Below are 13,163 nucleotides of genomic sequence, written 5' to 3'. Positions count from 1 at the left end.
AGTCTTAAGAACGCAAGTTGACAGGTTTTAATTATTAAAGCTATTATAGATATCTAAGGTCTATAAAGGAGGTTGAACTCATGAGTGATGAAAAATTCAAAAAAAGTCATACTTCAGTACCCCAAATTCATTCAATGGATTTCTTATCTAATCTGGGAGTGGATATCTTGTCCTTATTGCAGCCCCAAACCGGGGAACGTATTCTGGATATCGGCAGTGGCAACGGAGATTTGACAGCCAAGATCGCAGCTGCCGGAGCGATACCGACAGGTATCGATCTATCGGAGAGAATGGTGTCACTTGCCCAACAGAAGTATCCTGACCTGAATGTTCAGGTGAAAGACGCTTCTCAATATCGGACCAATATACCCTTTGACGCTGTATTCTCACATGCAGCTATACATTGGATCAATAATCCTGCAGCTACAACCCGATCCATCTGGTTGGCCCTGCGCGAAGGTGGACGATTCGTAGCTGAATTTGCCGGAAGTGGCAATGTCTCCATCTTGACCACTGCGATGAAACAGGTTTTGGAAGAGCATGGCTATACATGGGCAGGACGGAATCCCTGGTATCATCCTACTCTTGGTGAATACGCCACCCTGCTGGAGCAGAACGGCTTTCGTGTCACATTCGCTCAGTATTTTGACAAGCCTGCTCCGCTCAAAGAAGAAGAAGGACTTCGGAATTGGTTAGATAGTTTCACTGATTATTTCTTTAAAGATGTTTCCTCCGCAGACATGGAATCAATTTATCAAGCTATCTTGACTGAGGTTAAGCCCCACTTTGAGCGAGAAGGTCAATGGTTTCTCGACACTACCCGATTACGTATCGTAGCGATTAAAGAACCTGTCTGAGAAGATAATTTCTCTATTACTGGAAGAATAGTTGAAATGGAATGCTTGATATTTACATGCAAACGTACATTCGGTATCATTAGATTGGGTAGGAAAAGTTGTTGTCTTCTGCGCAAAGGAGAGATACTGAATTGAAGAATAAGATTATAGAGTACTGTTTGAAGAAAAAAGGTGCAACGAAGGATTATCCCTTCGGAGCCGATCCGGTTGTTATCAAAATTGCAGGGAAAATGTTTGCACTTATGTTTGAGGACAAGGCGGATAACGCTCGCTTGAACTTAAAATGTGATCCGATCATTGCGGAAAACCTGAGAGAGCAGCATGAAGCCGTTCAACCGGGGTATCATATGAACAAAAAGCATTGGAATACCATTGTTCTAGATGGTTCCTTGTCGGAGCAGGATATCTTTGTCATGATTGACCATTCATACGACTTGGTTGTCAAAACGCTGTCCAAGAGTCTTTTGGAATCCATATCGTAATTAGTCCACATGCAATAACAATTCAGGCAGCAGGTGTTCGGCGCCACTAGCAGAAAAATCAGCTTTTTTCAAAAAGTAATAGCGGTAGTCCCAGGATGTTAACTTCATATCCTGAGACTACCGCTATTTTAGTTACGTGCACATTGCACGTTACCCCAAATTCATTTTGATTAATTCTCCTAATTGCTCAGACATGACCTCGGGTGGATGGGGCATTTCGTTCTTGATCCACCACTCAACGACCCCTACATAAGACATGACCACATATTGGAGGATGATATCCTCACTTAATCCGGATTTTCTGGCCTGAGATAAGTGTACTTCCTCCTTAAAATCCTCATTAAGAAACTCAACCAAGCGGTTGCGGAATTGTACCGCTCCCTTACTGGCCATCATCGTCGAGAAGAACAAGTAGTTCTGTTCCAAATAGGTAAACCAGGGAATGATGGATTCTTTCCATTCCAAGTCGGCAACCGAATGGCAAATTTCACTTAATTCTTTGATATGCCCGTCAATGAGCTTGTCCAACAGATCATACTTATCTACGTAATGCAGATAAATGGTGCCTCTGCTAACGTCTGCCCTATCGGAAATATCCTGTAGAGTGATATCATCGAAATTTTTTTCTGACATCAATTCAATCACTGCTGCTTTGATGGCTTCTTGTGATTTTCGAATTCTTCGATCCACTTTGGTCATGTGATTCTCACCAAACTTTCTAAAGATAATAAACAAATTTATGTTTAATGTTCACTAATTAACGAAACGAGTCCAATTAACAATGGTAACCTTACTCATTCTGTTTATAATTATTAACAGATGTTCATTAATATATCAATATTTGTTTTTGTACAAGATCAGATCGCATCATAGATATCATAACAACAGTTGGGGGGATGAATGATGCAACGTTTATGGACAAAGTCATTTATTCTAATGACGCTGGGTTTGCTTTTTTTATTTACTGCATTTTATATGCTGTATCCTACACTGCCGCTCTTCATTAAAGAGATGGGTGGCAATGAAAAACAGGTGGGCTTGGCCATGGGAGCTTTAATGCTGTCCTCCGTTATCTTTCGTCCTTTTGTGGGTGGACTACTGGATCGATTCGGCAGACGTCCGTTTATGATTGGGGGGCTGCTTCTATTTATATTGGTGATGTACATGTACAACTGGGTTGGTGGAATCATCATGCTGATCGGACTTCGTATCATACATGGAATGAGCTGGGCTGTATCCACAACTTCCATGATGACAGCTGTGACTGACCTGATTCCATCCGCTCGGCGCGGGGAAGGTATGGGGTGGTTTAGCACCTCAATGACGCTAGCCATGGCGGTTGGCCCTATGATCGGTCTGGGGATTATGCAAGGCACATCATATCAGACGATGTTTCTCTTTGCTGTTGGTTTGTCCGTCGTAGCCCTGCTTTTGACGCTGGGAGCCAAAATGCCATTTCAACCACATACGGACAGAAAGAAAATCCAAATCTTCGAAAAATCAGTTTTGCCTGTGATGGCGCCAATCTTTTTTCTTTTCATTGCATATGGGGGAATTACTACATTTGTACCCTTGTTTGCGGAGCAGATCAAAGTCAATTCTGGCACATTCTTTCTGGTTTATGCCGCGACACTTGCGCTATCCCGGCCCATTGCCGGAAAGCTGTCCGATAAGAAAGGAGACACAGCAGTCATTGTCCCGGCGCTGATCATTACGATCATTGCTTTGATTGTGCTTAGCTTTGCAACCAGTTTACTTGGCGTGCTCGCTTCAGCAGTTCTGTACGGGATCGGCTTTGGTTCCGCTCAGCCAGCTCTTCAGGCCATAACGCTTCGCCTCGCTCCCGAGGATCGGAAAGGGGCGGCCAATGCCTTCTTTTCGACGGCGACTGATCTCGGTATCGGGCTGGGTGCCATGGCCTTGGGACTGGTATCCCAATACATGAGCTATCACATATTGTTTATGGTCAGTGCTTTGTCAGTCCAGGTTTCTTTTCTGCTTTTCATAATCTATGTAAGACGGTTGTTGAAGATCAAACAGACACTGCCTACCAAAACGAGTGACTCTGTTTCATTGTAGTTGAATGGTAGTGTGTTAAATCAGAATTGTAGTATAATTTGTGCAGTGAAGAGCAGCAATTATTTCATGATGCGGAGGCTTACTGCATGTTCATTAGAGAGATAGAAGAAAAAGATAATCAAGAAGTAGAGTCTTTAATTCGAAGTTGTTTGATCGAATTCGGGGCCAATAAGTCAGGAACAGCGTGGGCTGACCCGAATCTGGGCGATTTTTATCATCTTTATCAGCGCGAGGGCTCCAGGTATTGGGTGGTTGAGCATAACTCCACCGTGGTAGCTGGCTGCGGTATCGGACCCGTGGAGGGATTTTCACATATTTGTGAATTGCAGAAGATGTATGCATTAAAAGAAGCACGAGGCACCGGAATCTCATATGAATTGCTTCAGATTTCCCTTGATTTTGCCAAAGAACACTATGAACAATGTTATCTTGAGACGCTTAACAACATGGTCGCAGCCAACAAGTTCTATATCAAGAACGGTTTTATTCCATTAGATGATCCGTTAAATGCAACAGAGCATTTCGCTTGTGATGCATGGTATATCAAAACATTATAATATTCACACCTCATGATGCACCAAAAGCCTAGTTCTAGCGGCAGATTGCCGACATTGAATTAGGCTTTTTGCATTTTATATATCCATATACGTTAAAGAAACGTCAAACAGAGCTGCTCCACAATGCGGTCGGGAGAGTTGCCGCGCACGTTTTTTTGAAACAGATATGAATCATTACTCATGGCGGTCAGGAGCATGTCCGTTTTGAACAAACTGATGGCTTGCGATTCGTCATTCCCTGTTGCCATCTCTTCGAATAATCCGAATAGCTGTTGATGCAATTGGTCATAAAGAGGACTTGAGGTTCTGGACTCTGATCCTTGATATACTGCATTCTCGATACCCGAGAGCAGCTCCGCATTTTTCTCTCTAAACTGGATAAATAACGTCAGCAGACCCCGCAATCGCTCAGATGGTGGATGCTGTGCGTTCTCCTGCAAATATATCTCCACATCATCGAAGAACAGCGCTGCGTTATCTTTGATCAAGTCCATACATAACTCACTTTTATTGCGGTATCGTCGGTATAAGGTACCCGCTCCAATCTGCGCTGCGGAAGCGATCTGGTTCATGCTGACCCGCTCGACGCCGTGCAGCTCGAATAGTTTGCTAGCTACATCCAAAATACGTTGGCGATTTTCGGCGGCATCCCGTCGTTCCGAGCGAGAGGCTGTATTGGTTCTATCCACTGTCTGTCACTTCCTATCCTTCAACGTCTAAAATTTGACAAGGGGAGAACCCTCCGTTTAATATCAAGAAGAGGTTAAGCGGAGAGTTCTCCTCTTGATTTTAAACAAAATGAGAGGGATGTGCAACCCATGGAGAGTCATCATAACCAAGCTGCACTTCTAGTCATGGATATGCAGAACATCATTGTATCGCAATATGCGAAGCACGAGGATGAACTGCTCCCGTTTCAGAAAGCGGTAGAAGCAGCCCGTAGACATAACGTACCCGTGATTTTTGTGAAGGTTGGTCATCGCCAGGATTCCCCTCCAATCAGTGAGCGTAACAAGTTGTTTGGAAAAAAGTCAAGCCGCGATGGTGGAAACGAAGCTAATCCGGCGATGAAAGTGGCAATGGACCTTCACGAATCGGTACAGCCGCTTCCAGGAGAGCTCGTGGTGGACAAGTTCCGCGTCAGTGGATTCTCAGGGAGCAACCTGGAAACCCTTCTTCAATCCCATGGCATTCATACACTTATTCTTAGCGGTATCGCAACAAGTGGAGTAGTGCTGTCTACCTTGTGTGAGGCGGCGGATAAGGATTACGCGCTGACTGTACTTTCTGATGCTTGTCTGGATAGGGACCCTGAAGTTCATCGAGTTCTTGTAGAGAGCGTATTCCCCCAACAAGCTGATGTGCTGGCTGTAGATGATTGGATCAATGCATTAATGTAAACCAATAAAATGGTCGAAGCGAAGGGATGGTAATTATGAGTGAGTTAGATCTTAATGTTTCACAAAAAGCAGCACTGAGCCTGTTTAGTGGGGATAGTGGTGAAAACCCGTTTTCACTGATCAAGCAATTGCGTGAAACAGGTCCTGTTATTCCAGTATCCTTGCCAATGGGTGGTACAGATCGCGGGCAGTGGTTGGTCACACGAATGGAAGAAGCGTCACAGGTACTCAAAGATCATGCCCACTTCACAGTAGACCCACTCTCCATTGACGGCAATGAGAATATCCTGAAAGCCTATGTGGAAAACATAGATCCAGATGCTCCTCCAACGTTCTTTACCGGAAAATCGATGCTGTCTGTAGATGATCCTGATCATCGGAGATTACGCCGACTGGTCTCCAAAGCCTTTACCCCAAAATACATGGAAAGTCTTCGTCCACGTGTACAGCAGATCGCTGATGAATTATTGGATCAGGTTCAAGCCCAGGGCGAGATGGACTTGGTCAAGGATTACGCCTATCCCTTACCGATTCATGTGATATCCGATATGCTGGGAGTGCCTAAAGCAGATCGCCCGCAGATCCAGACCTGGTCCTCCGCAATTGCACATGGTCTGGGTCTCGGAGTGCGTGAACCGGGAGTGGAGGAACACCTCCGAGCTTTCGGTGACTATACCGCACAGCTGGTAGCTGAGAAACGCAAACATCCTGCAGATGATTTGATCAGCCAATTGATTGCTATAGAAGAAGAGGGCGATCGACTCAGTGAACCGGAACTGTTATCCATGATTACATTATTGATCTTTGCTGGGCACGAGACGACATCCAATCTGATTGCTACGGGTGCAATAATGTTATTGGATCATCCTGAACAATTGGAGAAGCTCAAGGCTGATCTTAGTCTGGCACCTTCTGCTGTAGAGGAATTGCTGCGGTTTAACGGGCCTGCAACCATTGCCGGACCTCGTTTTGCGACTGAGGATATAGAGCTGGCAGGGCAACAGATCAAAAAGGGAGATATGGTCATCCCCGTGCTGAAATCAGCCAATCGGGATGAACTTCAATTTGAACAGTCAGAGGATCTGGATGTTGCCCGTCATATTCATCGTCATCTGGCTTTTGGTCATGGCATTCATTCTTGCTTGGGAGCTCCACTTGCTCGTGTGGAGGGAGATATCGCCTTTACAACCTTGTTAAAACGCATGCCTAATCTGCGACTTAATATTCCTCGGGAAAACATTGAGTGGCATTTGGCGCTAAGTTCACAGAGCTTGGCTGCCTTGCCTGTCGCATTTTAGCAGCAAGAGTTAGAGATAAGCTTCTATTTGTAAGAAGAAAAATATATACCCAAAAAATCCGCCATGTTTGGCGGATTTCTTGTGTTAGCTATAAGTTACATAACGATAGGCAACACTCCAGAAATAAAGCGGTTTGATTTTGATCTTATGTCAGATCGATCATCGCACATTAACGGGGAATTGTATGAAAAACGAAGAAGAATGATGAAGTGAAAAGTAATTTGATACAAAATAAATGTTTTGTTACAATATTATCGACTGAATTGAACTTTACGTTTATATTTCCTGTTCCATAATACATAAGAGGTGGTGAACGAATGCTTGAGTTGAGTTTTGATAATCCAGATGAGCTGGTCACGGTCACGCATGCGTTATCGACTCGATCCAGAGTGGATATTCTCCGACTACTGATCTCCCAAAACCTGAATATCGTTGAAATCGCGGAAGCTCTCAAACTTCCTGTATCCACGGTAGCCAGCAACATCAAGGTTTTGGAAGCTGCAAGGCTGATTAATACGGAACTGCTGCCTGCCTCTCGCGGGGCGATGAAAGTATGCAGCCGCAATTACGATGATATTCATATTGCTCTTAATCTGGAGAAAGCAATTCCCAAAGGCGACATCCAGGTGTACGAAGTGGATATGCCTATCGGTCATTATAGTGATTGTGAAGTGTCACCCACTTGCGGTATGGCGAATGGCGAGGGCATGATCATTCGAGAGGATGAACCTGCAAGCTTTTATCATCCGAAGCATGTCGGAGCGCAGATTATGTGGTTTCGAAAGGGATATGTCGAATATTTGATGCCGCTGGAGATTCCGGCAGAAGCGGTAATCGAATCGCTGGAACTGTCTATGGAAATATGTTCTGAAGCGCCAAACTATGATCATAATTGGCCTTCCGATATCTCTGTATGGATTAACGGTGTGGAAATTGGCATGTGGACATGTCCTGGTGACTTTGGAGATCGGCGTGGAAAGCTCAACCCGGCGTGGTGGTTTGAATGGTCAACACAGTATGGTTTATTAAAGACATGGCGAGTGGACAAAAACAAGACGACGCTGGATATGGAGAAAATTTCAGCAGTTGATCTGGCTCAGCTTAACCTTCAAAACAGCCATAAGTTAAGGGTGCGAATCGGTATCAAGCCGGATGCGGTTCATCAAGGAGGCATAAATCTCTTTGGACGACAATTTGGAGATTATGACCAAAATATCAAGATGACTGTACATTATGCCATTCATTAGAATGAGATGAGGAAGAAAGACCTTGGTTGCAGATATTATGTAACTAAGGTCTTTTTTTATTTAATAATTACATTAAATATGTTTGAAAGCGTTGACAAGAGGTGGTTAGCCTTATATAATCCCCTATAGATACAGTAATAATGTAATAAAACAATTATATCGTTTGTATCTACAAATTAGAGTAAAGGGGATACTCGCATGAAAAAGAAGATCGGCAGGTTAGCACTGACATTATTGCTCTCATTCTCAACCGTTTTGAGTGCATGTAGCGGAGGCAGTAATGAAGCGGGTGAGAGTGGATCTGGTGATGGAAAAGTGACATTGTCCTTCTGGACATTGTTCGATGGTGGTGATGGCGCAAACATGCAGACATTGGTCGATGAGTTTAACAAAACCCATCCAGACATTGAAGTGAAGAATACCAAATTGGCCTGGGGCGAGTACTATACGAAGCTCATTACTGCTGTTGGTAACGGTAATGGACCGGACATCGGGATTTCCCATTCCTCCAGACTGCCCGATCTGATCAATCAAGGGGTTGTCACAGAGCTTGATACTCCGGCTACAGATGCAGGTGTGGACTGGAGCACCTATAACCAGAATCTTTTGGATGCGGTTACTGTAGAAGGTCAACATTATGCTGTCCCCATTGACACACATCCCTTTATCATGTTCTACAACAAAAAACTGCTAAAAGATGCAGGCTTGCTTGGTGAAGACGGAAAACCGATCCTGGAGCAATCTGCTGACGGGTTTGTGAGTTTCCTTCAAACTTTAAAAGAGAAGCTGCCTGCCCAAACGACCCCGTTTGCATTATCCAATAATAATGATGACCCTTACCGCTTGTGGTGGTCGCTGTACTCCCAGTTGGGTGGTAACGACGTGGTGTCGGATGATCTGAAGTCCGCAGCTATTGATAAGGAGAAAGGCATCAAAGCCGCTGACTATATTCAGAAGCTCTACACCGAAGGTTATATCAAGAAAAATGATCCGGACTTCTATAAAAACTTTCAAAGTGGAACAGCCGCTATTATCATGACAGGGGTTTGGACGACAGGAACATGGGAATCCACCAAAGGACTTGAGTTTGGAGCTATGCCAATTCCGAAATTCTACGATCAGGAAGCAACATGGGGAGATTCCCACACCATTGTTTTGCCACTGACGAAGGATGAGGACCCGGCTAAGCGAAAAGCCGCGATGACTTTTGCTGACTGGGTTGCTGACAATGGTCAGGTCTGGGCGAAAGCCGGACATATTCCATCCAAGCCATCCGTGCTGGAAAAACAGGAATTCAAGGATCTGCCATACCGCAGTGATTATTCCGAAGTAGCAAGTGTAGTTAAATTCAGCAAACATTCCACCAAAAATGCACAAATCCGCGATGAAGCTGCCTTTAAATTTTTGAATGAAGTATGGGCGAACAAGATGACCCCGGCAGATGCCATGAACAACATGGAGACAGCCATTCAGAAAATAGTGAGTGAATAGAAGGAAGACGGGTCACGCAAGCCTGCGCATTCACCATCTCTAGATAAGAAATCGCTGGCTTGCGTGCCAATCAAAGGGGAGACGCATATGAAGATCAAAAAAATGAGGGCGGATATGCAGGCACTGGTATTTCTGCTTCCATTCTTAATTATTTATGGTTTATTTACGATCTGGCCCATGATTAAAGGTGTGGAGATGACCTTCTACAAATGGACGCTGATCAAGAAAATGGATTTTATTGGCCTGGATAACTTCCGAAAAGTGTTTCAGGACAGAGAGGTTTGGGAAGCGATCTGGCATTCAACCTTCTTTGTTTTCTTGAGTACACCGACCATGATTATACTCGCGATTTTGCTGGCCTTGATCGCCAACCGAAAATCGTCATTGCAAAAGTTCTACCGGATCATCTTCTTTATACCAAGCGTACTCTCCGTCGCCGTCGCAGCTTATCTGGGTTTATTCGTATTTCAGCCTTATACCGGGTTTGTCAATTCCGTCCTGCACCTTGTCAGATTATTGCCTCAAAATGCCGAAATTTTCTGGCTGACGGAGACCGGACTCGCCTGGGTCGTTATTACCGTAATTACCTTGTGGTGGACAGTTGGATTTAACTTTATTTTGTATCTTTCCGCCATGCAGGAAATACCGGATGAAATTTATGAAGCAGCAAGGTTGGATGGTGCAAGTGATACACAAATATTTTGGAGGATTACGCTTCCTTATCTGACGCCACTGACCAAAACCATTACCATGTTGCAAATTATCGCTTCATACAAGGTCTTTATGCAAATTTATGTTATTACTGGCGGGGGACCGCTGGATCAGACACGTCCAATTATTCAGCTGATCTATCAAACCGGATTCAAGAACAATAACCTGGGTTATGCCGCAACGATGTCCTATATTTTATTCGTAATCCTGCTGGTGCTGTCGGCGCTGCAATACTGGATGACTAACCGGAAAGGGGCGGAATACTGATGAAATGGTTATATCGCACAGGTTCTGCGTTGATGGCGGTTATGTTTGCGGCCCCACTAGTGTGGATGCTGATGGTCTCCATTAAAGAAGAAGGCATGAAGATTATTACGGTCCTGGACTGGTTTAAACCGCCTTACTCACTTGCTGTCTATAACGAAATTCTGACAACAACAAAGCTGTCGCAGTGGGTGGTTAACAGTTTGTTTGTCGCAGTGGTTGTGACCGTATTAACTGTTATTTTCGCGGCGATGGCTGGATTTGCTCTGTCCAAAGTACCGTTTCGTTTCCGTACATTTGTTTTCTTTTTCATTCTTGGTGGATTACTTATCCCCGGAGAGGCAACCATTATTCCACTCTATCAAGTAGCCAAGGATTTGCATTTGCTGAACTCATACAGTGGATTGATCATTCCTGCTTTGGCTTCACCAGTGGCTGTCATCGTGCTCAAAAGCTTCTTCGATGGGGTTCCGAATGATCTGCTGGAGAGTGTGCAAATTGACGGTGGAGGCTTTTGGCGAATCTTTACCAGCATCATGCTGCCTTTGACACGTCCGGCCATGGCATCCATGGCGATTCTGACATTTATCGGCTCGTGGAACAATTTCTTATGGCCATTCCTTTCCATAACTGATGATAATCTGTTTACGCTGCCAATGGGTATCCCAACGCTAATGGGTCAGTATTCAGAAGATTACGTTAAACCAATGGTTATCAATGCAGTGGCTTCTGTTCCTATCATTATATTGTTTATCATTTTTGAGAAACAGATTGTTAAAGGTATCAGCATGTCCGGTATTAAGGGTTAACACTTTTTCAGGCCTATGAGCCAAATACAGAGGAGATCGGAGAGAACAAGATGACTACTAAATTTTACAACAAGGATTATCCAAGGCCGCAATTTGTACGCAATGAGTGGGTGGATTTGAATGGAGAATGGGATTTTAGTTTTGATGACAATCAGGCGGGTGAAAGCGAGCAGTGGTACGTCCAGAAACAGTTTCCGGCAGGGACGAAAATCAAGGTTCCCTTCACGTATGAGACCCAAGCGAGCGGTATCGGGATTGAGACATTTCATCCTCTGGTCTGGTACCGGAGAAGTGTTCAGATTCCCCAGGAAGCAAAAGGAAAGCGGAGCATTCTGCATTTTCAGGGAGTGGATTATCGCGCAAAATGTTGGGTGAACGGAACGGTTGTTGGTGAACATGAAGGGGGGTACGCTGCGTTTTCATTCGACATTACCCCTTATATCACTTACGGCTCGGAGAATAACATTGTGCTTGAAGTAGAAGACAGTCAGAGTGCGATGCAGCCTCGGGGGAAACAACGCTGGGTGGATGACAATTTTGAATGTTTTTATGTGCAAAGTACGGGAATATGGAAAAGTGTTTGGCTGGAGCATGTGAGTGAAGCAAGGGTTGAAGCAGTCAAGATGACACCGGATATCGATCGTCATATGATTCGTTTGGACTTTCAATTGAATGGGATCGAAGGCAAGAACAATTTGCGTTTGGAGACACGGATTGAGCTGAAGGGTCAGCATGTGCAAACCATCAGCCTGTCTCCAGACAGACCTTGGATGACCGTGGAAGCCAGTGTGAAACATGAAGCAGGCGGGCCGTGGAAACAGTCGTTATGGTCACCGGGCTCACCGAACCTGTACGATATCGAGTTTGTGATGTACGAAGATGAGAAAGAAATCGATCGGGTTCATTCCTATTTTGGTATGCGGAAAATATCGATTGAAAATGGGCAAATTCTGCTGAACAATGCTCCGTTGTATCAAAGAATGATTCTGGATCAGGGATATTGGACGGAGAGCCATTTGACCCCACCTTCAGTGGAAGCACTGATTGAGGATATCGATAAAATTGCCGAGATGGGATATAACGGAATTCGTAAACATATGAAACTGGAAGATCCACGCTTTTTGTATTGGTGTGATGTGAAAGGGATGTTGGTCTGGTCAGAGATGGCAGCTACCTTCGAGTTTAATGATGAGGCCGTGAGTAGATTCACCAAAGAATGGCTTGAAATTGTACCCCAGCAATACAACCATCCAAGCATCATTACCTGGGTGCCATTTAATGAATCGTGGGGAATACCGACGATTGGTCACGAGGTAAGGCAGCAGCAATTCACGCAATCCATATACCATCTGACCAAAGCCATTGATCCGTATCGTCCGGTCATTACCAACGACGGTTGGGAGCATACGGTATCGGATATTTTGACAATCCATGATTATGTGGAGACGGGAGAAGCTTTTCTGGAACGGTATCAGGATAAGGACTTGATCGTAAATAACATGATGGCTTCCAATCGATGGAAGTTTGCTTTTGCGGAAGGTTACCACTACAAAGGACAACCCATTATCATCAGTGAATTCGGTGGTATTGCTTTCCAATCGGATAAAGGCTGGGGTTATGGCAATCAGGTGGACTCGGTTGAAGCCTTTATTGAACGTTTCCGTTCCATCACCGAAGCGATTAAAGCCATTCCTTATATCTCGGGCTATTGTTATACACAAGTCACCGATGTGCAGCAGGAGATTAATGGTCTGTTAACGGAAGACCGTAAACCGAAAGTGCCACTGGAAGTGATCCGCAAGATTAATCTGGGGTGACAGGGAGCTGAACATCATGCACAGCAATTGCATGCCGTAGTACAGCCGCTATTGGATTCTCCCGTAGTAGAAGGATTTTGTTACACCAGCTGACGGATGTGGAGCAGGAGATCAATAGTCTGCTGACGTATGACAGATAGCCCAAGATGCC

13 protein-coding genes are annotated in these 13,163 nt (G+C 44.6%); 11 read left to right on the top strand and 2 right to left on the bottom strand.

The window, feature by feature from the left end; genetic code table 11:
* Positions 1–134 precede the first annotated feature (134 nt).
* Positions 135–857 (top strand): class I SAM-dependent methyltransferase, encoded by a 723-nt coding sequence (locus HW560_RS23855; protein ID WP_257032055.1) that lies wholly within the window; start codon positions 135–137, stop codon positions 855–857.
* 131 nt (positions 858–988) lie between these two features.
* The gene (locus HW560_RS23850) at positions 989–1,339 is read left to right on the top strand and encodes an MmcQ/YjbR family DNA-binding protein (RefSeq protein ID WP_090897590.1); all 351 of its coding nucleotides are present in this window, start codon (positions 989–991) and stop codon (positions 1,337–1,339) included.
* 150 nt (positions 1,340–1,489) lie between these two features.
* On the opposite strand, the gene HW560_RS23845 is transcribed toward HW560_RS23850, so the two are convergent.
* A complete protein-coding gene (locus HW560_RS23845) occupies positions 1,490–2,038 on the bottom strand; it encodes a TetR/AcrR family transcriptional regulator (protein ID WP_090897593.1) in 549 nt (182 codons plus the stop codon).
* A gap of 204 nt (positions 2,039–2,242) precedes the next feature.
* On the opposite strand from HW560_RS23845, the gene HW560_RS23840 reads away from it, so the two are divergent.
* Positions 2,243–3,418 carry an MFS transporter gene (locus HW560_RS23840; RefSeq protein ID WP_179265898.1) on the top strand — a complete coding sequence of 392 codons (1,176 nt, stop codon included), beginning with the start codon at positions 2,243–2,245 and terminating at the stop codon, positions 3,416–3,418.
* Positions 3,419–3,504: 86 nt separating this feature from the next.
* Positions 3,505–3,975: a GNAT family N-acetyltransferase gene (locus tag HW560_RS23835; RefSeq protein ID WP_090897599.1), complete on the top strand. Its 471-nt coding sequence runs from the start codon at positions 3,505–3,507 to the stop codon at positions 3,973–3,975.
* Between the two features lie 92 nt (positions 3,976–4,067).
* On the opposite strand, the gene HW560_RS23830 is transcribed toward HW560_RS23835, so the two are convergent.
* The gene (locus HW560_RS23830) at positions 4,068–4,664 is read right to left on the bottom strand and encodes a TetR/AcrR family transcriptional regulator (RefSeq protein ID WP_090897602.1); all 597 of its coding nucleotides are present in this window, start codon (positions 4,662–4,664) and stop codon (positions 4,068–4,070) included.
* Between the two features lie 129 nt (positions 4,665–4,793).
* Between HW560_RS23830 and HW560_RS23825 the strand changes: the two genes are divergently transcribed.
* The 7 genes from HW560_RS23825 to HW560_RS23795 all read left to right on the top strand — a co-directional run bounded on the left by HW560_RS23825 (position 4,794) and on the right by HW560_RS23795 (position 13,012).
* A complete protein-coding gene (locus tag HW560_RS23825) occupies positions 4,794–5,375 on the top strand; it encodes a cysteine hydrolase family protein (RefSeq protein WP_090897605.1) in 582 nt (193 codons plus the stop codon).
* 35 nt (positions 5,376–5,410) lie between these two features.
* A complete protein-coding gene (locus HW560_RS23820) occupies positions 5,411–6,673 on the top strand; it encodes a cytochrome P450 family protein (protein WP_179264927.1) in 1,263 nt (420 codons plus the stop codon).
* Between the two features lie 317 nt (positions 6,674–6,990).
* Positions 6,991–7,920 (top strand): ArsR/SmtB family transcription factor, encoded by a 930-nt coding sequence (locus HW560_RS23815; RefSeq protein ID WP_090897611.1) that lies wholly within the window; start codon positions 6,991–6,993, stop codon positions 7,918–7,920.
* 198 nt (positions 7,921–8,118) lie between these two features.
* Positions 8,119–9,411, top strand: a complete 1,293-nt coding sequence (locus HW560_RS23810; protein ID WP_179264926.1) for an ABC transporter substrate-binding protein — start codon at positions 8,119–8,121, stop codon at positions 9,409–9,411.
* Positions 9,412–9,498: 87 nt separating this feature from the next.
* A complete protein-coding gene (locus HW560_RS23805) occupies positions 9,499–10,389 on the top strand; it encodes a carbohydrate ABC transporter permease (RefSeq protein WP_111621185.1) in 891 nt (296 codons plus the stop codon).
* Positions 10,389–11,195, top strand: a complete 807-nt coding sequence (locus tag HW560_RS23800; RefSeq protein WP_062318999.1) for a carbohydrate ABC transporter permease — start codon at positions 10,389–10,391, stop codon at positions 11,193–11,195. The genes HW560_RS23805 and HW560_RS23800 overlap by 1 nt, the downstream gene beginning before the upstream one ends.
* Positions 11,196–11,245: 50 nt before the next feature.
* Complete coding sequence (locus tag HW560_RS23795; RefSeq protein WP_179264925.1) at positions 11,246–13,012, top strand: glycoside hydrolase family 2 protein; 1,767 nt, start codon at positions 11,246–11,248, stop codon at positions 13,010–13,012.
* Positions 13,013–13,163 lie beyond the last annotated feature (151 nt).

Origin of the sequence: Paenibacillus sp. E222, from assembly GCF_013401555.1 — a bacterium.
Classification (GTDB): domain Bacteria; phylum Bacillota; class Bacilli; order Paenibacillales; family Paenibacillaceae; genus Paenibacillus.
The sequence above is the reverse complement of the archived record's forward strand: the minus strand, read 5'-3'. Positions and strand labels throughout refer to the sequence as shown.